This window comes from Collinsella aerofaciens (genome assembly GCF_040910185.1).
Classification (GTDB): Bacteria; Actinomycetota; Coriobacteriia; order Coriobacteriales; family Coriobacteriaceae; genus Collinsella; species Collinsella aerofaciens_BF.
The window spans coordinates 1-20980 of sequence record NZ_JBDGBA010000015.1; the positions used below are offsets into that span (position 1 = coordinate 1).

Here is a 20980-nt window from a genome sequence, read left to right on the forward strand (position 1 = left end):
GGGTGGCTCAGCCCGATGGAGTACCGCAGGAAGCTTGGATACGCCTAGGCGCGGTCCAAGAAATCGTCCGCACCCCCAATAGGGATTGAATAGCGGCTTTTGCCCGCCAAACAGTCCTTATTTCACCGCAACTCATAAGGAAACCTAGGTAGATTATTAGCTACTCATAGCTCAAAGAAGTAGCCCCGCGATCTGTATCGGTCGCGGGGCTATTTGGTTTCTAGTGGTTATGCGGGCAGTTGGCGCAGCAGCCGCTGGTGGCGCTGGTGCTGGCGCCGCCGCTTCGCTGGTCGGTGTTGTAGAAACCGCTACCCTCAAATTTAATGCCGCTGGCCGAGAACGTCTTGGCCGCCGGGGCACCGCAGCTCGGGCACACGACCTCGGGAGTCTCGGACATGGGATGCTCAACCTCAAACACGTTGCCGCAGCTCGAGCACTTGTAATCGTAGCGCGCCATAATACTTCCTTTTCAGCACAAAGCGGGCAGATTACTCTGCCCGCAAAAATTCAAACGATTGTAACTGTACCCTATATCGGGGGTTTTATCACGCTTCGCCCCAGAATCTATGGTTGTTGCGCAGGAGCTGTGCGGTTTTGTTTTCGGCGGCTGCAATGTCCGCCTCGTCAGCCTGCCAGGTCCAGTTGCCCGTTGCCACGCCCGGAACGTTCATGCGCGCGTCGTCGCTAAGCCCCAGGATATCCTGTAGCGGCATCATCACTAGGGGAGCGTCGCTTGCAAGCGCGTCGCTCATCAGCTTTGCCGCCACCTCAACACCGCTCGGTTCATCGCCGCCCGCAAAGGAACGTGTGCACCAACCGGCCAGCGTCGAAGTATCGTGCGTCGAGGTGTACAGGATCTTTCCTGGCGTGGGATGCACACCGCAACGAACGTCGTAGTCGCTAAACTCCAGCACATCCATGCCGGGGAAGCCGCAGGTCGAAGCCATGGCGCGAACACCGGGCGTCAAATAGCCCAGGTCCTCGGCGATAAAGTTGAGCGGACCCAGCTCGTCGTAGGCGGTCTGGAATAGGTCCTTGCCCGGGCCCGCAAGCCAGCGGCCATCGGCGCATGCCTTACCTGCGGGGATACTGAAGTAGCTGTGGAAGCCCAAGAAGTGATCCAGGCGCACGCGGTCGTAGAGCGAAAACGCACGACGCAGGCGATCCATCCACCAGCTATAGCCGTTCTGCTTCATGTGGTCCCAGCGGAACGTCGGGTTGCCCCACACCTGGCCCTCGGGCGCAAAGTTGTCGGGCGGCGCACCGGAAATCTCAATCGCCTTGCCGGTATCGGACAGCCAGAAGTTCTCGGGCTCGCTCCACGCATCTGCCGAATCGTCGGACACGTACATAGGAATATCGCCGATAACCTCGATGCCCTTCTTGTGCGCATAGTTCATGAGCTCGCACCAAGCCAGGTCAAAGCGGTACTGCATGTACGCCTGAAGCTCGGCCTCGTTGTGGAAGCGCTTGTCGTCGATCAGATGCTCGTTGTAGCGCGCGACATCTGCCGGCCAATCGTGGCGCGACTCGCCCTCAAAGTACTTCTTAACGGCCATGTAGACGCAGTATTTCTCGAGCCAATCGGCATTGCGATGCTTAAACGCTGTGTACAGCGGGTCGGCATCCTCGCCGCCGCGGGTCTTCCAGGTCTCAAAGTCGGCGGCCAGCTCCTCGTGGCTTTCGGGCAGCAGGTCGATATTGCCTGCAAAGGCCGAAGGACCGGCGTAAGGGGAGCGGAAGAAGTCCGTGGGGTTGACGGGGAGAACCTGCCAGTAGCGCATGCCCATGGCGGCCAGATGGTCGATAAAACGACGCGTGGGCGCGCCGATCGTACCGGGCTTGCCGTCGTCGGTCGGCACCGATGTGATATGGCACACAACACCCGCACCGTGATCGAGCGGCTCCTGCAGGCGCTGCTCGGCATGGTGATAGATGATCGACGAGCCCAGCGGATACAGATCGAGCGTGACCGTACCGTTGTGGATCTCGCACTCGTGACCACTAATCACATCGCTCGCGCATTCGCCGAGCGCCGGAATCGTCACGCGGTGTGAATTGCGCAGGCTGCGGTTGATGATGACGGTCGCGGACTCGCCGTCGTTACCGGTGCGGTTGTAGGCCAGCACTTCGTCATTGAGCGCGAAGGCCTTGATTTCGCCGTCGATCATAAACGGCAACGCGCGGCGTACAGCAGATGCGTTCTTGACGATCGCAAACGTATCGAAGTCGTGCAGGTCTTCCTTGGTCGGCATGGTGCGACGATTGCCCGGATCGGTGAGACCCTCCAAGCCGTACTCGTCGCCATAATAGATCGAGGGAACGCCCGGGAACGTCATCTGCATGAGCGTCGCGAGCCAAAAACGGCTCTTGGCCAGGCCCATCGCGTTCTCGTCCAGACGCCATTTGCTGCGCTCGCACTCGGGCAGCTGCGACTCGTCGGGACCTCCGCCGAGCACCGAGATAATGCGCGGACGGTCGTGACTCGAAAGCAGATTGAGTGCGCATGACAGGGCCTCACGCGGATAGTTCTCGCGCAGGGTCTCGATATCCTCGGCAGCTTGGTAGGCGTTTTTGTAGCCCATCAAAAAGCCGATGACCATGTCGCGGAAGGGATAATCCATAGCAGAGTCCAGCTCGGACCCCTGTAGGTAGCGGCGCAGATGGCCGTAGCTGATCTTGTTGGAGGCGTCTTCCCAGACCTCACCGAGTAACAGTGCGTCAGGCTTTTCGGCGAGCACGGCCTTTTTGATCTCGGCCAGGAAGTCATCGGAAAGCTCGTCAGCCACATCCAAGCGCCAGCCGTGAGCGCCGGCACGCAGCCATTTGCGGATCACGCCGTCCTTGCCCAAGAGCCGCTCGCGTACCAGTTCGGAGCTCTCATTGATGGCGGGCATATTGCCCACGCCCCACCAACAGTCGTATGAGCCGTCCTCGTGGAAATAAAACGCATCGCGCCACGGCGAATCCTCGCTCTGCCACGCGCCCACGCCGGGGTAGTTGCCGTAGCGGTTGAAGTAGATCGAATCGTCGCCCGTGTGGTTGAACACACCGTCCAGAATGATGGAAATGCCCAGCTTCTCGGCCGCCTCGCACAGCTCGGTAAAGTCCTGCTCGGTGCCCAGAATCGGATCGATCTTGGTGTAATCGGCGGTGTCGTAGCGGTGGTTGCTCGCGGCTTCAAAAATGGGGTTGAGGTAGATGGCTGTAAAGCCCAGCTCGGCGATGCGAGGCAGGTCTTCCTGGATACCCTTGAGCGATCCGCCGTAGAAGTCCCAGGTCTTGATGGAGCCGTCCTCGGCGCGCTCGTACACAGGCGGTTCGTTCCAGTCCTCGACCATGCGGCGCTGAATGCCCTTACGCGGTTTTTCGACCTCGGCCAGTGTGCGCTCGCGCCAGTGCTCGTCGCGGGCATAGCGATCGGGGAAGATCTGGTAGACCATACCGCGCTCGTACCAGGTGGGACGGTTCTCACGGTGTTTGTAGACGGTGACCTGGAATGACGGCACCTCGGCGTAGTTGTAGGTTACGCCTTCGCCGCCGGTGCGTCCTTGCGGTGCGCCCAAGCGGACCTCGGGCTGGCCTTCGATATTGCAGATAAAGCTGTACCAGATAAGACTGGGCTCGGCGCACTCCAGCTCGGCGGTAAAGATGCCGTCGCCCTCGTGCGTCATGGGATACAGAGACTCACCGATCTCATCGACCCAGGTGCGCAGCGTAAGCGTTGCCTGCGCGGGGTCGGCATCCTCCAGAATCACGGAGAGCGAAAGGGTAGTTCCTGTGGTCACAGCGCCAAACGGAGTGCGAAACTGCGGCAGACGGCTGTTGTGTATCAATCTCATAGTACGGTCCAGTTCAATAGAATCATGACCTGCTGGCCATGGGCTTTACGCACAGGATGTAAGTATATCTGTTGAACACAGGCTGTATAAACAACATCCGTTTACCATCGGCGAACGGTTGTCCTAGAAAATCGTTTTACCAACTATCTACAGATAAGGGGCGCCCGGTTGGAGCGCCCCTTGCTAAGGGTTTGATGAGGTTTTGGATCGTCTGTGGACTAGCGGCGCTTGCGGGTGGCCGTTGCCTTGCGGACGGACGTCTTCTTGGTCGGAGCCTTTTCCTCGGCCGGAGCGGCGGGGGAGACCGGGGTCTCTTTGGCAGGCTCGGGCTTAGCCTCTGCCTTCGGGGCGGCCTTGACCTCAGCGGTCTTCGGCGCCGGCTTGGCCTTTACCTCGGCCTTGGGCTTCACTTTGGCAGCAGCGGGCTTAGCCTCTGCCTTGGGAGCAGCAGCCTTGGTCGTGGTCTTCTTGGCCGTCGTCGTGGCACGCTTGCGCGTGGTGGTCTTGGCGGCCGGCTTGGCTTCGACGGATGCCTCGGCCTTGGTCTCGGCGGGCGTCTCCTCGACTTTGGCGGCCGGCTTTGCGGCTGCCTTGGTCGTGGCGGCCTTCGTGGTCGTTGACTTCTTTGCCGTGGTCTTCTTGGCTGCCGTTGCCTTCTTGGCGGTCGTGGTCTTGGACGCGGTCGACTTCTTGGCAGTGGACTTGGCCGGAGCCTTAGCGGCCGGCTGGGCCTCGGCGGCCTCTGCCTTTACCTCGGGAGCAGCCTCGACATCGGCGGCCTTCTTGGCAGCGGCGGTCGTGCGCTTGCGCGTGGTCGTTGCCTTGGCAGCCGTTGTTTTTGTCGTGGCAGCCTTGGTCGTCGTAGCCTTCTTAGCGGTCGTCTTGCGGGTCGTGGTCTTCTTAACTGCGGGCTTTGCAGCGGGCTTGACTTCGGCCTCTGCCTCAGGAACAACCTCAGCCTTCACCTCAGGCTCGGCCTTTGCGGGCTCAGCCTCAACCGGCATCTCCTCGGTCTTGGGCTTCTCGGCGGCCACCGGCTCAGCTGCAGCCTCAGGCTCGTCGACAACAGCCGCCGGCCTCTCAATCTCCGGATGCATAAAGAAGTACAGGTCCAGATACTTATCGGCCGAGCGCGTCCAGCTAAAGTCCTGGCTCATGGCCTGTGTGACCAGCTGGTTCCAGGCCTCGCGGTTATCCCAGAACAGACGCGCCGCGCGGAACACCGCGTCGCCCATCTCGTCGCCGTTAAAGTTACTAAACGAGAAGCCCGTTCCCTCGCCGGTAAACTCGTTGTACGGGATCACGGTGTCCTTCAGGCCACCGGTCTCGCGCACGATGGGCAGCGTGCCGTAGCGCATGGCGATGATCTGCGACAGGCCGCAGGGCTCAAACTTCGAAGGCATCAGGAACATATCGGCGGCAGCATACATGCGCTGCGACAGCGCCGGATCGAACTCGATGCGTGCGGCCATGGTGCCGGGGTACTTGTCCTGGAAATAGCGTAGACCGTCCTCGTAGTCGCGGTCGCCGGTGCCCAGCACCGCCACCTGCACGCCGCCAGCCAGGATGCGGTCGAGCGCGTACATGACCAGGTCCATGCCCTTCTGGCGCGTCAGGCGCGTGACCATCACCATGAGCGGGCGGTCGTCGCGAACCTCGAGGCCCAGCTCCTCCTGCAGCTTGGCCTTGCACACGGCCTTGCCGGAACGGTCCTCCACGGTGTAGTTGGCGGCAATGCGCTTGTCGGTCGCCGGGTCAAAGCCCGCAACGTCGATGCCATTCAAAATGCCCTGCAGCGCGTACGAACGTTCGCGCAGAACGCCGTCCAGGCCCTCGCCAAATTCGGGCGTCTGGATCTCGTTGGCATAGGTGGGGCTCACCGTGGTAATGGCGTCGGCATAGCGCAGGGCGCCCAGCATGTAGTTGATGCTGCAGGCGTCGCAACGCAGCTGCGAGGCAGCCGCCGGAATATGCGCCACACCCAGGATGTCCTCCATTACGGTGTCGCTAAACTGGCCCTGGAACGCCACGTTGTGGATCGAGAACACGGTCTTTACGCGGTCATACAGCGGCAGGCCCTGGTAGAACTCGCGCAAAAACACGGGTGCCAGTGCCGTCTGCCAGTCGTTGCAGTGCAGGATGTCGCACTCAAAGCCGGCGGGCAGGTGCTGCAGGCTCTCGGTGATGGCCTTGGAGAAGAACGCAAAGCGCTCGCCGTCGTCAAAGAAGCCGTACGGATAGTCGCGCGCGAAGTAGCGCTCGTTGTCGATGAACATATAGGTGACGCCGTCGTGCTCGAGCTTCTCGAGTCCGCAGTACTCATTGCGCCAGCCCAGGCTCACGTAAAAGTCGGCAAAGTGCTCCATTTGCGCCTTGTATTCGTCCTTGATGGTGGTGTACTTGGGCACCATCACGATGACCTCGGCGCCGGCGCGCACGAGTGCCGCAGGCAGCGAGCCCGCCACGTCGCCCAGGCCACCGGTCTTAACAAACGGTGCGCACTCGGCCGAGGCAAACACGATCTGCATCTTTTTGCTGGAATCTGCCATATTGTCTCCCATGTTCCAATTCGAGAATAGCCGCCTGGCGCTAACCGGGCGGCTATTCTACATGTTACGAGCGATGTTGCGGTGTCAACGTTAACGTACGATGGTGGTGTCGGAAGTTAACGGAGCCTTGCCCAGCACCAGGATGTTCTCGGGTGTGCCGCGAAGCTCGGTGTTGGTGGGAACCACGTTGTTCTTGTCCAGAATGGCATTCTCGACGCGGGCGCCGCTCTTGATGATGCAGCTCTGGTTGATGATCGAGTTGGTCACCGAAGCGCCTTCCTCGACCACGACGCCGCGCGACAGGATCGAGTTACGCACGGTGCCCTTGATGATGCAACCGGCCGAGATGATCGAGTTGCAGGCGTGACTGCCGGTCGCATAGCGCGAAGGCGGCACGTCGTGAGCCTTGGTCAGGATCGGGCGCTCGGGATCGAAGAGCTGGTCGGCCACGGTCTGGTCGAGCAGGTCCATGCTGCGACGATACAGCGACTTCTCGCTAAACACGCCCACGACCTCGCCCTTGTATTCGTAGCTGCACACGTCGATGTTGCCAAAGTCGCCCTGGAGTGCCTCGAGCAGGTCAAGATAGTCGGCGGCCTGGTAGTGGTCGATGATCTCGAGCAGCGTCTCGCGGTTGACGATGCAGCAGTCCATAGAGGCGTTGTCGCCGTACACGACGCCGGCGCTCACACCCGTCAGGCGGCCGTTCTCGTTAATCTCGAGTTTGGTCTCGTCGTCGACGTTGCGCGTGGCCTTGCAGTACACCACGGTCATCTGGGCACCGGAGTTCTCGTGCGCGTCGATGATGGTGTTGAGGTCCATGTTAAAGATGATGTTGGTGCCCATCATCACGACGTAGGGCTTGTCCGAGCGCTGGAACAGCGTCTTGTTGGAGATGATATCGCGCAGCAGGAAGCGCATGCCGCCCTTGGTGGTGCCATACGCGTTGCCGGGCACCATGAACAGACCGCCCTTCTTGCGGTCCAGGCCCCAGTCCTTGCCCGAGCCCACGTGGTCAATCAGCGAGCGGTAGTTGCCCGGCATGACGACGCCAACGGTCTTAATGCCGGCATTCATCATGTTGGACAGCGGGAAGTCGATCAGGCGGTAGCGGCCCAAAAACGGAACGGACGCGATAGGGCGGTCCTTGAGCAGCACGCTGCCGTAGGTCGAAGAGTAGTTAGCGGTGATATAACCGATGGCCTTGCGATTGATCATCGGATCATTCCCCCTTCCCGATAACGACGTCATTTCCAACGACGGCCGTATCCTTGGTGGTATCGACAGAGCCGAGCTTCACGCCCTCTTCGACCGTGGAGTTCTCGCCCAAAATAGCGCGGCAGATGTGCGCACCGCTCTTAACGTGCGCACCCGGCAGCAGCACGGAGTCCTCGACCACGGCGCGCTCCTCGATGATGACATCGGTCGAAAGAATCGAGTGGCGAGCGGTGCCGTAGATCTTGCAGCCGTTGGAGACCAGGCAGTCGTCCAGGCGGCCGTCCGGGCCAATGTAGTGCGGCGGACGCGTGGTGATGTTGGACATGATGGGGAAGTGCTTGTCGAACAGATCGAACTCGGGGTTGTTGCCCAGCAGGTCCATCGAGGTCTCGTGGAAGCTGGCGATGGTACCGACGTCCTTCCAAAAGCCGTGGAACTCGTAGCTGTACAGGCGCTTGCCCTCGCCGAGCAGCTTGGGGATGATGTCCTTGCCAAAGTCGTGGCTCGAGCGCTGGTCCAGAGCGTCCTCCTCGAGCGCCTCGATCAGCACATCGGCCGAGAAGATGTAGATGCCCATGGACGCGAGATTCGAATCGGGCTTATCGGGCTTCTCGGTGAACTTGGTGATGCGGCCATCCTCGGGGTCGGTGGTCAGGATGCCAAAGCGGCTGGCCTCTTCCCAGGGCACGGGCATAACGCTCACCGTGAGGTCGGCGTTGTTCTCAATGTGCGTCTTGAGCATCTTGCGGTAATCCATGCGATATAGGTGATCGCCCGAAAGAATCAGGACGTACTTGGGGTCGTTGGCCTTGATGTAGTCGAGGTTCTGCGTAATGGCGTCGGCCGTGCCCGCATACCAGGCGCCGCCGGTCTGCGTCTCGTACGGCGGCAGGATCGACACACCGCCGTCGCGGCTGTCCAGATCCCACGCCTCGCCGGAGCCCACGTAGGCATGCAGCAGGTAGGGGCGATACTGCGTCAGAACGCCCACCGTGTCGATGCCCGAGTTGGAGCAGTTGGAGAGCGAAAAGTCGATAATGCGGAACTTGCCACCAAAGCTAACCGCCGGCTTAGCGATCTTTTGGGTGAGTGCCCCCAATCGGCTGCCCTGTCCTCCTGCGAGGAGCATCGCGATGCATTCTTTCTTACTCATCGATTTCTCCTTCTGTCATCGATGTTCCTAAACCCATTAGCGACGGGCGCGGCGCAACGTCACGCCCGTCGAGTAATGCCGTGCTGGCATAGGGGAGCTCGCGCGCCTTTAAGCGTGCCAGATCTCGTCGCGGTACTCGCGAATGGTGCGGTCGCTCGAGAACCAGCCGCTCGAGGCGGTGTTGAGCAGCGCCTTGCGGTTCCAGGTCTCCTGGTCGCCATAGCTGCCGGTGAGCTTCTCCCACGCATCCACGTAGCTGCGGAAGTCTGCCATGACCAGGTCGGGGTCGTTGTTGTTCATGAGCTCGTTGTAGATGCTCTCAAAGTTGCCCGAAAGGCCGGCAAACGTGTTGTCCTTGAGCTCGTCCATCACGCGGCCCAGGCGCTCGCGATCGTTGTTGAGCGTATCCCAAGCAAAGTAGCTGTTCGACGCCCAGAGCTGCTCGACCTCGGGGGCGGTTAGGCCAAAGATGGCCTCGTTCTCGCGACCGGCCAGGTCGGCGATCTCGATGTTGGCGCCGTCGAGGGTACCCAGCGTAATGGCGCCGTTCATCATGAGCTTCATGTTGGACGTGCCCGAAGCCTCCTTGCCGGCCGTGGAGATCTGTTCCGAGATCTCGGCGGCGGGGTAGATGAGCTGGGCGTTGCTCACGCGGAAGTTGGGGATAAAGCAGACCTTCATGACCTCGTTGACGCGCGGGTCGTTGTTGATGACGTCGGCCACGGAGTTAATGAGGCGGATAGTCTCCTTGGCAAAGGTGTAGCTCGAGGCAGCCTTGCCGCTAAAGATGAAGGTCGTCGGCGTCACGTGGAAGTTGGGATTCGCGATGCGACGGTTGTAGATGTCCATCACCTTCATGATGTTCATGAGCTGGCGCTTGTAGGCATGGAAGCGCTTTACCTGGACATCGAAGACGGTGCTGGGATCGATGACCAGACCGGTCTCGGCCTTGACGTAGGCGGCCAGGCGCTCCTTGTTGGCGCGTTTGGAGGCGCCCACGGCCTTCAGGAACTCGGTGTCGTTCTGGAACTCCTTGAGTTTCTCCAGCTCAAAGGCGTCCTTGAGCCAGCCGTCGCCAATGGCCTCGGTCACGAGCTTGGAGTAGGTGGGGTTGGCCTCGGCAAAGAAGCGACGGTGCGAGATGCCGTTGGTCTTGTTGTTGAACTTCTCGGGCGTCAGGGCATAGAAGTCCTTGAGCACGATGTTCTTGATGATGTCGGAGTGGATCTTGGCCACGCCGTTAACGCTGTGGCTGCAGATCACGGACAGGTTGGCCATGCGAATCTCGCCGTCCCACAGGATGGCGGTCTGACGCAGACGCTCCTGCCAGCCCTCCTGCGTGGTGTCGAACGACTCGTGCCAACGACGGCTGATCTCGTCGATGATCTGGTACACACGGGGGAGGAGCTTGGAGAACATGCCGATGGGCCACTTCTCCAGGGCCTCGGGCAGGATGGTGTGGTTGGTGTAGCTCACGACCTGCGTCACGATGTTCCAGGCGTCGTCCCACTCGAGCTTCTTCTCGTCGATCAGGATACGCATGAGCTCGGGGCCGCACATTGCGGGGTGGGTATCGTTGGTATGGATGGCCACAAACTGCGGCAGCAGCTCCCAGTTCTCGCCGTGCTCCTTCTCAAAGGTGTCGAGCAGGCTGTAGATGCCGGCCGAAACAAACAGGTACTCCTGCTTCAGGCGCAGCAGACGGCCGTGCTCGCCGGCGTCGTTGGGGTAGAGGATGGCGCTGATGGCCTCGGCCTCGGCGCGCTCGGCGTCGGCCAGGGCATAGTCGCCGCGGTTGAAGGCCTCCAGGTCAAAGTGCTCCTCGACCGGCTCTGCGGCCCAGACGCGCAGCTTGTTGACGGTCTCGCCGGCATAGCCCACAACGGGGATGTCGTAGGGGACGGCCAGGATGTCCTGCGTGTCCACCGTGCGGTAGAACGTGCGGCCGTTCTCCTCAAAGCCCTCGACGTGACCACCAAACTTAATGGTCACGGCTTTGTCCTGACGGCGGACCTCCCAGGGGTAGCCGTGGGTGAGCCACTCGTCGGTTGCCTCGACCTGGCTGCCGTTAACGATTTCCTGCTTAAACAGGCCGTAGCGGTAGCGCATGCCGTTGCCGTAGCCGGCAATGCCCTCGGCTGCCATGGAATCCAGGAAGCATGCGGCCAGACGGCCCAGGCCACCGTTGCCCAGCGCCGGATCGGGCTCCTGGTTCTCGATGACCGACAGGTCAAAGCCCATGTCGTCGAGCGCCTCGGCGACCATGTCACGCACGCCAAAGTTGAGCAGGTAGTTGTCGAGCAGGCGGCCGATCAAAAACTCGATCGAGAAGTAGTACACGCGCTTTTTGCCCTCGGCGGTGGCGCGGGCGTCGCTCTTGGTGGCAACGGTGCGCGCCTTCTCGGCCACGAGCTTGGCCAGGGCGTTAAAGCGGTCAAGGTCGCTGGCGGCCTCGACGCTCTTGCCGCTGATGCTCATGACGGCATCGCGATAGAGCTCGGTAAACTCCTGCTTGTTGTCGAAGATCTTATTCATACGTTCCTTTCCCCCGGGGATGTTTCTCCCGGAACGGTTATGACTTGTATCCTACGCCCCATCGGGGCGGGTGATTACAGCTGTAACGGCTTTGTTACGCATTCTTGGCAGACGACTTAACAGAAGCAGATTTGGCCTTGGTAGTGGCCTTTTTGGCAGCCGGCTTCTTGGCCGCGGTAGCCTTGGCAGCGGGCTTTGCGGCAGCCCTAGTCTTGGCCTTGGCGGTCGTGGCCTTCGCCTTAGCCGGAGCCTTCTTGGCAGCCGCAGGCTTGGGCTTCACCGAGGACGCACGCTTGCGCGTCGCCTTCTTGGGCGTCTCGACCACCGGCGGCTTGTAGCTGCTGGGACCGCGGCGCTTAAGCACCACGCCTGCCAGGCCGGGCACCTTAATCTCAATGGAGTCCATCTGCCCGTTCCAGGGATAGGGCTCGCTCGAGCAGGTGTAGGGCTCATCGCCGGCATAGCCGCTGCCGCCAAACTCGGGACGGTCGGAATCGAAGATGACCTCCCAGTCGCCCTCGCGTGGCACGCCCACGCGGAAGCTCTCGTAGCTCGCCGGGTCAAAGTTGATCAGGATCACCAGGTCGTCGTCGATGTCCTCGCCCTGGCGCACAAAGCTCACGATGGACTGCTTGGAGTTGTCCGCATCGATCCAGGTAAAGCCGTCGTCGGTGTAGCCGCGCTCGTACAGAGCGGCCTCGGCGGTGTACAGGTGGTTAAGCGCCTTGATAAACGCCTGATGATGCTTGTGAGTCTCGTACTCCTCGGTCAGGAACCACTGGATTGACTCGTAGTAGCGCCACTCAATGAACTGGCCGATCTCGTTGCCCATAAAGTTGAGCTTGGCGCCGGGGTGCGTCATCTGGTAGAAGGCCAGCGTGCGCAGGCCGGCAAACTGGCGCCACCAGTCGCCCGGCATGCGGCCGATCAGCGAGCACTTGCCGTGCACGACCTCGTCGTGGCTCAGCGGGCAAATGAAGTTCTCGGTAAAGGCGTACATGATGGAGAACGTGAGCAGCCCGTGGTTGCCGGGACGCCACGGAAAATCGGTCTGCATGTAGTGCAGGGTGTCATTCATCCAGCCCATGTCCCACTTGTAGTGGAAGCCCAGGCCGCCGTCCTGCGGCGGATAGGTTACGAGCGGCCACGCGGTGGACTCCTCAGCCATCATCATCACGTCGGGGTAGTGCGCCTCCACGGCGCAGTTGACCTGACGGATAAACGCGCTGGCGTCCAAGTCCTCCTCGGTACCGTACTTGTTGAACTTCTTTTGGCCGGGATCGTCGATGCCAAAGTTGAGGTACAGCATGCTGGACACGCCGTCCATGCGAATGCCGTCCACGTGGAAGTTCTCGAGCCAGTACAGCACGTTGGAGACCAGGAAGGAGCGGACCTCGCCGCGGGCGAAGTCGAACTTGTGCGTGCCCCAGTTGGGGTGAATCTCGTGCTCAAACAGCATGTGGCCGTTAAAGGTGGCAAGGCCGTGGGAGTCGGCGCAAAAACCGCCGGGTACCCAGTCCATGATCACGCCGATGCCCGCCTCGTGGCACGCATCGATAAAGTGCATAAGCTGCTGCGGATTGCCGTAACGCGACGTGGCAGCATAGTAGCCGGTCGTCTGGTAGCCCCAGGAGCCATCGAAGGGATGCTCCATAAGCGGCATGACCTCGATATGCGTATAGCCCATGTCGCGCACGTAGTCTACGAGCTCCACCGACAGGTCGTCGTAGGTGTAGAACTCGCCGCGCTGCGCGGGGAAGGGGTCCATGGGGCCGGGGTAGTTGCCGTACTCGTCGGGCTCGCCCTGCGGCGCGTCGCCGTGGCGCTTCCACGAGCCAATATGCACCTCGTAGATGTTAAGGGGCTGCGTCATATGGTTGTGGCCGGCACGGCGCTTGAGCCACGCGGCGTCGTTCCACTTGTAGCCATCGAGGGTCCACAGCACGCTGGCGGTACCCGGAGGGCACTCGGCCTTAAAGGCATACGGATCGGCTTTGTAGAGCTTCTCGCCCTCGTTGGTCTCGATAAGGTACTTATAGAGTTGGCCTTGCTCGGCGCCAGGAATAAAGCCTTCCCAAATAGCGCTCGTATGCATGGGCACCAGCGGGTTGGCTTCCTCATCCCAGTCGTTAAATTCGCCAATGACATGGACGCTTTTTACATCGGGCGCCCAAACGCAAAAGCGCCAGCCGCGCGTACGGTTCTGCGTGTCGGGATGCGCGCCCATCTTTTCCCAGCTGCGCTCCCACGTGCCGATGCCAAATAGGTAGACATCGTCCTTGGTGAGCTCCGGTGCATGCGGGGCGGCTTTGCGGGTAGCAGGCTTTTTGGTTGCTGGCTTTAGCTTTGTATCGCTCACGTTTGATCCCATCATGACGCGGCAGCGTGTTGCCTTGGTGACTAGATGCGAAAGGTCCAAGGCTGCACGAATCGAAGGGACGGCGATAGTTCTATGATCCGTTCCACCTCGCGTGCTCGGTGGAACTTTCGGCAGAAACTACGATAACACCTGTACGTTAGTTTTATGGACGAAAGCGGATTTGCGAGGGCGTTTAATCGGTAAGCGACATGTTTATACCACTGGCAGAATTGCCGTGGTAAAACCCTTGACAGTTTTACCAATTAGGGTTTCAAAACTGATAGGCTTACGTTTGGTAAAACGTTTTTAGCAGGTTGTTTACCATTTGACATCGAAAGGCTCGTTTATGGACCACATCGCTGCCCCAAGTGTTGCTTTTATTTTCGATTGCGACGGAACACTGGTTAATAGCTCCCCCGTCTGGGGCCATGCGCAGACCGAGTTATTGCGCCGTCATGGCATTGATGTAACGGTCGACGATTTTGCCCAGTTTGAGCATTTGTCGCTCGAGGACGAGTGCGAGGCCTACCACGACACCTGGGGCGTTGGCGCGAATGGCGAGGAGCTGTATCGCGAGCTGGGCGAGATTTTGATTGATGGGTACTCCAAGGTGCCGCCGCGCGAGGGGCTCCTGGCATTTTTGGAGCAGGCGAAGGCGACGGGTATTGCCATGTGCGTGGCCACGTCCACGCCGACCGACCTGGTGCAGTCCGCCCTTGCGAGTGCTGGCCTTGATCGCTACATGGAGTTTATTACCACGACGGGCGAGGCGGGGCGCTCTAAGCAGTTCCCCGATGTGTACGAGCTGGCGCTGCGTCGCATGGAAGATCGCCATGGGCACAAGTTTGAGCGTGCGTGGGTGTTTGAGGACGCAGTCTTTGGACTTAAGAGCTCTGGCGCTGCTGGCTTTAAGCGCGTTGGTATCTATGACCCGCACGGCCGTATGGAGCGCGATGAGGTGCGTGCCAACTGCGACATCTTTATCGACAGCTACGAGGACCTGGACCTGGCCCACGTGCTTTCGTTTGAGGGCTAGGCGAGGGCCGTGGCTTGCAAAGTATTAGTTGTTTGCGGCTCGCCGGTGGTGGCGAGCACGGATTTGCTTCAGCAGCTGGCAGGGGAGTGCGACCACATCGTAGCCGTAGACCGCGGCCTGGACGCCCTGCTGGGCGCGGGGCTGGGCTGTGACGTCTACGTGGGCGACGCCGACACCGTTAGTGATGAGGGACGAGCTCTGGTCGATGCCGCTGCCGATTTTGAAGTGGAACGCCACGACCCCTACAAGGACTACACCGATCTAGCACTGGCCCTAGACACCATCCGTCGTCGCTGGCCAGCCGCCGAAGTGGTAGCAACCTGCGCCACCGGCGGCCGCCCGGACATGGCCCTGTCTGTGCTAGGGCTACTGGCAAGCTATGCGGACGCTCCTGTCTGGATCGAAGAAGACGAAGTGACGGCCAGAATCCTGCACAAGGACGAGACCTGGACCATCGAGGGCGCCGAGGGCAAAACCTTCTCCATCATCGCCATCGCTCCCAACACCAAGGTAAGTGAACGCGGCCTAGAGTGGGAGCTAGACCACAGCCCTCTAGGCCTGTTAGCCGACACCGGCATCAGTAATGTCGTAAGATCCACCGCCAAGATCCAAGTCCACACCGGCACCGTCATCGCTTACCTCTACAAGTAAGGTCTATCGCATCAGGGTTTTATCGGGACGGTGGATAGAAATAATTGCTCGAAGAGTGATTATTTCTGCCCCGTCCCAGGAAAACCCGTAAGTGCGAGAATCAATCCAAAAAAGTTCTTGCACAACTAAGAATCTTCCCTTATAGTATCTCCTCGTCACGGGGGCGTAGCTCAGCTGGGAGAGCGCTTGACTGGCAGTCAAGAGGTCAGGGGTTCGATCCCCCTCGTCTCCACCATCGTGAATGCAAGGCCACTCAATTGAGTGGTCTTTTTATTTTTAAACTCTCAGTCTCCTATCTGGGGATTGGCTTCCGTTGTGTGTGTTCGAAACCACCACATCGATGTCTGCCTCCAAGTGGGAGATTATGCTTCGACGTCCTGTCTACTCCAAAAAGTTCATAACCAGAGAGATCATAGATTCCTTTTCTTCAGGTCTCGACTCAGCAATCATGAGCGCAACAGCAACAAGCGTGCTGTCTGCGATTCGTTTGTCTAAGCCGCGAAAAAGCAGTCCGTTGCGATCTAGATAGTAGAGAAAGAGACTGCATCCGATTCGCTTGTTTCCATCGAGAAATGAATGGTTTTTGATGATGAGGTACAACAGATTTGCTGCCTTTTCCTGTACGGATGGGTAGAGGTCTTGGCCTCCAAACGACTGATTGATTACCGAGATGCTGCTGCGGAAGGACTCATCTTTTTCTACGCCAAACAGGTCGCTCGTAAATCGGCTGCGCATTTGGGCTATTAATCTCATACAGAGCTCGTATTCGAGTGTGTATATCCCAGTTTGTCCCTTGGGCCGATCAATGGATTCACGATCGTACTCATCGAGCAGTTTAAAGACGTCTATATAGCTCTCAACGATATCGAGTATCTCACGAGAGCCGAGGTCCTCGGGTAGACGTTCGATAATCTGAGCGACCGTCCCTAGTTGCTCGAGTCTGCGCTCGTTTTCGACATGCCCTTGAATAATATACCTGTGGAGCACATTGGTTGCCCAACGTCGGAATTCAACGCCACGTTGGGATTTAACGCGGTAACCTACAGAAATAATTACATCAAGGCTATACAGAGTAGTTGGGCGGTCTGAGCTGCATTTTTGCAAAATATGCAAATTGCTTTTCTGCTCAAGCTCACCTTCAGCGAAGACATTTTTAATATGGCGCGAAACCACTCCGATAGATCTGTCAAATAGCTGTGCCATTTGGGCTTGAGTCAGCCAAACCGTTTGGCTGTCTAGGTTGACAGGAATCGTGACCTCTCGGTCGTTGGATTCAAAGAGAACTATCTGATTGTCATTCATTTTCGCGCTCCACATCAATCCATTGGGCACATGCATGCCCAATTCGGTACTCGATTGTCTGCCGAGCTTTATGGGTGTCGGCCAGCAGGGGCGCGAACCTGCCTAAGGGCTCTGAGTGACGGTCGCTGTGAATAAAGCATCCATCTCGCCGATACGTACCATTGGGGGCCTCCGTACCGGCTCACGTTGCCCGTATACCTTTAATACCATTCTATCACATATAGAACGCATGTTCTATATGTATTTTCTTTCATTTTCGGTGAACCTCGCACTGGAAGACGTGATCGTCAACCCCGCCCGATAGACATTACGCCCACAACTAGCTGCATCCCAAAAGTTGTCCAACAATCTGCCTCAAAATGCATTGACTCCGTAGCCAGGCGTGTCTATTGTGCGATGAGCATTCTCGCAATCGACACTCGCGCCCACCCCGCAAAAAGTTGCGCAATTACCTTCCCGGTTTTGTACAAAGTTTGTTAGCCAAACTTAATAGTTTGAGCAATTCACGCCCTCAGCAATACAACTCAGGCGGTGCTCACCAACCCACACACCCCCATAAACCTGCGGCTATGTGCGCAAGACGGTACAATATCCCTCATAATCACGGCAAATAAACGATATGTTGCTCAACACACCCCAAAACGTATGGGCCACCTGCTGTGCTAGGATACCTAAGACACATGGGTTCAACTGTGCTCACGGCTTCAGCAGGCCGCAAAGCGCAGGGTCGATCAGCATCCGGCCGTAACGGCGGTGCCAGAAAAACCACGAACTCCAATAGCGTCGTCATGCGTATCGTATTGAATGGCTTTGTTCTTTTCTCTGTACAGACTGCTCATTCGAATCGATATTTCGTGACAATTCGCAGCAGTCCTGCAGTTGTTTGCGTGCGGTCCAGTTTTGTTCCCGCTTGACTGGATCGCACGCAGCCAGCTTGAGTCGCGGTCATTTTTGCGATACACGTCCGCGACTCTAGCCACTGCACTCATACATACCGTTCACGGTGGGGCAGAGCCACGTGCTTGTCTAACTGGGCTCAGGGTTTGAATATGGAGCGCCTTCGCGCACAAGCGCCCTGGCGAAGCCATACCCAAACCCCGTGAGTCACACGTAAGACAGCAAGGGGGTGGTGCTCGTGTGGTATGTGATTCAGGTCATTAACGGTCGCGAAGATGTAGTGCGCGAGCGCATTGAGCACGTGGTGCCGGCTGGCGCCATACAGGAGCTCTTTTATCCCCAATTTCAAACCGAGATTAAGGTACACGGCGAATGGGTCGATACGACAAAGCCGCTCTTTCCCGGATATCTTATCTGCGATACGGCAGATCCTCGCACCGTGCAACAGTATCTGCTGCGCATGGACGACTTTGCCCGGGTGCTATCCCAGGACGGTCGGTTTGTGCCGTTGGCAAAAGAAGAGGTCCAGCTTATTGGTGGTTTTACGCATAAGGGAGACCGCGTAGTTCCTATGAGCGAAGCCTTAAAGGACGGCGACCAGGTCGTAGTGACGGCGGGTCCGCTGCTGGGCCACGAAGGGCTTATCAAAACCATTAACAGACGCAAGAGCACTGCTTTTTTGGAGCTCAACCTGTGCGGCCGACGCGTAACCACCCGCGTTGGCCTCGCCGTGCTTTCGGCCGAGCAGCGCACAATGCGAAACCTTAAAAAGGCGATCGCCTAACTGTAGGCGACTGTTTAAAGGGACAGGGAGGATCCCCGGGGGGCGGGGACGTAGGTTTGAAGGAAATATTGTCAGAAAAAACTGAATATACAGAAGGAGCGCCAGTGGGGGCTGCGCTGGTTGCCCAGGCCATGAAGAGCGGCGACGTAAGCATGCGCTACAAGGCCATGCATTCAATTAAAGATTGGGACCGCACGCGCCTGGCCTACCGCACCGCCAAGCGCGTCTTCGACATCGTATTCAGCGGCTGCGTGCTGGCCGTCATAGCCGTGCCGAGCCTTGTGCTCGCCGCGGCCATTCGCCTGGAGAGCGAGGGCAACCCCTTCTACAGCCAGATCCGCGTGGGCCAGACCCACCGCGACGGCAGCCTGTCCACCTTCCGCATGTGGAAGTTCCGCTCCATGTACAGGGATGCTGACGAGCGCCTCGCAGAGCTCAAGGGACAGAACGAGATCGCCGGCGCCATGTTCAAGATGAAGGACGACCCGCGCGTAACCAAGATCGGCAAGTTCATCCGCAAACACTCCATCGACGAGTTCCCGCAGTTCCTGAACGTATTCCTGGGCCAGATGTCCGTCGTGGGCCCGCGCCCGCCTCTGCCCAACGAGGTCGCGGAGTACACCGAGTTCGACCTGCAGCGCCTGGCTGTCAAGCCCGGGATAACCGGCTGGTGGCAGGTGACGGAGCGCAACTCGACCGGCTTCGACGGCATGGTCCGCCGAGACTTGGAGTACATCGCCAACCGGGGCATCTTCACCGACCTCAAGATTGTGATCCTCACGGTTATTGAGGTCATCACCGGTAAGGGTGCGTGCTAATGCTCGAGGACTATTCGAAATACTCTGAGTTGAATCGCGTTCCCGTAATCGATGTTCCGATCACGGGAACCAATATGTACGAGTGTGTCGAGTTTCTTACTCGTCATATAGATGAGCTTCACGGTGAGTATATTTGCGTTTCCAATGCGCACACATCGGTTATGGCCCATGACGACCCTTCCTATTGGGCCTGCCAAGCTGACTCCCTCATGTCCGTTCCCGACGGTAAGCCCTTATCGGTTGTCGGACGAAACACAATCGAGTCAATGGGGCGCGTGACCGGACCGGACCTGATGCGTGAAATATTTAGCATTTCCGTGCAGCAAGGATGGACTCATTACTTCTACGGTAACGAGCAGAAGAATCTCGAGGCTCTCAAAGAATCACTGCAAGAGGAATATCCGGGTTTGAAAATCGCCGGCATGGAGCCTTCGGTCTTCCGCCCACTCTCCGATAGCGAGAAACAAGACCTATCGCGACGCCTCGCAGAATCGGGCGCAGACTTTGCATGGATCGCTTTGGGCGCACCCCGTCAGGAAGTCCTCATGCATGAGCTTAAAGGCGGCCCTCAACCGTTGATGATAGGCGTTGGAGGCGCGTTCAATGTTCTCGCTGGCGTGGTGCCAGAGGCGCCGATATGGATGCAAAACCTGAGTCTCGAGTGGCTATACAGACTTATTCAAGAGCCAAAACGGCTTTTCAAACGATACCTCGTAACCAATACGAAATTCCTCTTTTACCAGTTTACAAAAGCCAAACGTAAGGAAGGCAAATAGATGAAAGATTCGACCACCTTTAAAGACAAGACCCTGATGATCACGGGCGGCACCGGCTCGTTCGGCAACACCGTGCTCAAGCACTTCATGAACACCGACCTGGCCGAGATCCGCATCTTCTCGCGCGACGAGAAGAAGCAGGACGACATGCGCCACCGCCTGCAGGAGAGGTCCCCGGAGCTCGCCTCCAAGGTGCGCTTCTTCATCGGCGACGTCCGCAACGCCCAGAGCGTGCGCGACGCCATGCACGGCGTGGACTACATCTTCCACGCCGCCGCCCTCAAGCAGGTGCCCTCCTGCGAGTTCTTCCCCATGGAGGCCGTCCGCACCAACGTCATCGGCACGGACAACGTGCTGCACGCCGCCATCGAGGAGGGCGTGGACCGCGTCGTGTGCCTGTCCACCGACAAGGCCGCATACCCCATCAACGCCATGGGCAAGTCCAAGGCCATGATGGAGTCCATCATCTACGCCAACGCCCGCAACGGCGCCGGACGCACCACCATCTGCTGCACCCGCTACGGCAACGTCATGTGCTCGCGCGGCAGCGTCATCCCGCTGTTCATCGACCGCATCCGCAAGGGCGAGCCGCTCACGGTCACCGACCCCAACATGACCCGCTTCCTCATGAACCTGGACGAGGCCGTGGACCTGGTGCAGTTCGCCTTCGAGCACGCCAACCCCGGCGACCTGTTCATCCAGAAGGCGCCGGCCTCCACGATCGGCGACCTCGCCGAGGCCGTCCAGGAGGTCTTCGGCCGCGTGGGCACCCAGGTGATCGGCACCCGCCACGGCGAGAAGCTCTTCGAGACCCTCATGACCCGCGAGGAGCGCCTGCGCGCCGAGGACATGGGCGGCTACTACCGCGTGGCCTGCGACTCGCGCGACCTGAACTACGACAAGTTCGTCGTCGACGGCGAGGTGGAGACCCAGGCCGACGAGTCCTACACCTCCCACAACACCGAGAGGCTCGACGTGGAGGGCACCATCGCCAAGATCAAGACCGCCGAGTACGTGCAGCTGGCCCTGGAGGGCCGCGAGCACGAGGCGGTGCAGTAGG

General features: G+C 59.0%; 14 protein-coding genes and 1 tRNA gene. 7 read left to right on the forward strand and 8 right to left on the reverse strand.

Annotated elements, in window-relative coordinates; all coding sequences use genetic code 11:
• Nucleotides 1–220: 220 nt before the first annotated feature.
• The 7 genes from AB5Z54_RS06825 to glgB all read right to left on the reverse strand — a co-directional run bounded on the left by AB5Z54_RS06825 (nucleotide 221) and on the right by glgB (nucleotide 13671).
• Entirely contained in the window at nucleotides 221–457 is a 237-nt protein-coding gene (locus AB5Z54_RS06825) for an FmdB family zinc ribbon protein (protein WP_022094966.1), read from the reverse strand.
• 88 nt (nucleotides 458–545) lie between these two features.
• Nucleotides 546–3842, reverse strand: coding sequence for a 4-alpha-glucanotransferase (locus AB5Z54_RS06830; protein ID WP_368135236.1), 3297 nt, complete (start codon nucleotides 3840–3842; stop codon nucleotides 546–548).
• 218 nt (nucleotides 3843–4060) lie between these two features.
• Complete coding sequence (gene glgA, locus AB5Z54_RS06835; RefSeq protein ID WP_368135235.1) at nucleotides 4061–6391, reverse strand: glycogen synthase GlgA; 2331 nt, start codon at nucleotides 6389–6391, stop codon at nucleotides 4061–4063.
• 90 nt (nucleotides 6392–6481) lie between these two features.
• A complete protein-coding gene (gene glgD, locus AB5Z54_RS06840) occupies nucleotides 6482–7609 on the reverse strand; it encodes a glucose-1-phosphate adenylyltransferase subunit GlgD (RefSeq protein WP_117736345.1) in 1128 nt (375 codons plus the stop codon).
• A 4-nt stretch (nucleotides 7610–7613) separates the two neighbouring features.
• Nucleotides 7614–8762 carry a glucose-1-phosphate adenylyltransferase gene (locus tag AB5Z54_RS06845; RefSeq protein ID WP_006233920.1) on the reverse strand — a complete coding sequence of 383 codons (1149 nt, stop codon included), beginning with the start codon at nucleotides 8760–8762 and terminating at the stop codon, nucleotides 7614–7616.
• A 108-nt stretch (nucleotides 8763–8870) separates the two neighbouring features.
• Entirely contained in the window at nucleotides 8871–11297 is a 2427-nt protein-coding gene (locus tag AB5Z54_RS06850) for a glycogen/starch/alpha-glucan phosphorylase (RefSeq protein WP_368135234.1), read from the reverse strand.
• Nucleotides 11298–11391: 94 nt separating this feature from the next.
• The gene (glgB, locus tag AB5Z54_RS06855; RefSeq protein ID WP_368135233.1) at nucleotides 11392–13671 is read right to left on the reverse strand and encodes a 1,4-alpha-glucan branching protein GlgB; all 2280 of its coding nucleotides are present in this window, start codon (nucleotides 13669–13671) and stop codon (nucleotides 11392–11394) included.
• 331 nt (nucleotides 13672–14002) lie between these two features.
• Between glgB and AB5Z54_RS06860 the strand changes: the two genes are divergently transcribed.
• From AB5Z54_RS06860 to AB5Z54_RS06870, 3 genes are all read left to right on the forward strand, one after another.
• Entirely contained in the window at nucleotides 14003–14692 is a 690-nt protein-coding gene (locus AB5Z54_RS06860) for an HAD family hydrolase (protein WP_368135232.1), read from the forward strand.
• A 9-nt stretch (nucleotides 14693–14701) separates the two neighbouring features.
• A complete protein-coding gene (locus AB5Z54_RS06865; protein ID WP_368135231.1) occupies nucleotides 14702–15343 on the forward strand; it encodes a thiamine diphosphokinase in 642 nt (213 codons plus the stop codon).
• A 159-nt stretch (nucleotides 15344–15502) separates the two neighbouring features.
• A tRNA-Ala gene (locus AB5Z54_RS06870) sits at nucleotides 15503–15578 on the forward strand.
• Between the two features lie 146 nt (nucleotides 15579–15724).
• Here the strand turns inward: AB5Z54_RS06870 and AB5Z54_RS06875 are convergent.
• Nucleotides 15725–16645 (reverse strand): virulence RhuM family protein/type II toxin-antitoxin system death-on-curing family toxin, encoded by a 921-nt coding sequence (locus AB5Z54_RS06875; RefSeq protein ID WP_368135230.1) that lies wholly within the window; start codon nucleotides 16643–16645, stop codon nucleotides 15725–15727.
• Between the two features lie 1129 nt (nucleotides 16646–17774).
• Between AB5Z54_RS06875 and loaP the strand changes: the two genes are divergently transcribed.
• The 4 genes from loaP to AB5Z54_RS06895 all read left to right on the forward strand — a co-directional run bounded on the left by loaP (nucleotide 17775) and on the right by AB5Z54_RS06895 (nucleotide 20979).
• The gene (gene loaP / locus AB5Z54_RS06880; RefSeq protein ID WP_368135229.1) at nucleotides 17775–18326 is read left to right on the forward strand and encodes an antiterminator LoaP; all 552 of its coding nucleotides are present in this window, start codon (nucleotides 17775–17777) and stop codon (nucleotides 18324–18326) included.
• 104 nt (nucleotides 18327–18430) lie between these two features.
• Nucleotides 18431–19144 (forward strand): sugar transferase, encoded by a 714-nt coding sequence (locus tag AB5Z54_RS06885; RefSeq protein ID WP_368135228.1) that lies wholly within the window; start codon nucleotides 18431–18433, stop codon nucleotides 19142–19144.
• On the forward strand, nucleotides 19144–19920 hold the full coding sequence (locus AB5Z54_RS06890; RefSeq protein ID WP_368135227.1) for a WecB/TagA/CpsF family glycosyltransferase: 777 nt from the start codon (nucleotides 19144–19146) through the stop codon (nucleotides 19918–19920). The genes AB5Z54_RS06885 and AB5Z54_RS06890 overlap by 1 nt, the downstream gene beginning before the upstream one ends.
• On the forward strand, nucleotides 19921–20979 hold the full coding sequence (locus AB5Z54_RS06895; RefSeq protein ID WP_368135226.1) for a polysaccharide biosynthesis protein: 1059 nt from the start codon (nucleotides 19921–19923) through the stop codon (nucleotides 20977–20979).
• Nucleotide 20980: the final 1 nt, after the last annotated feature.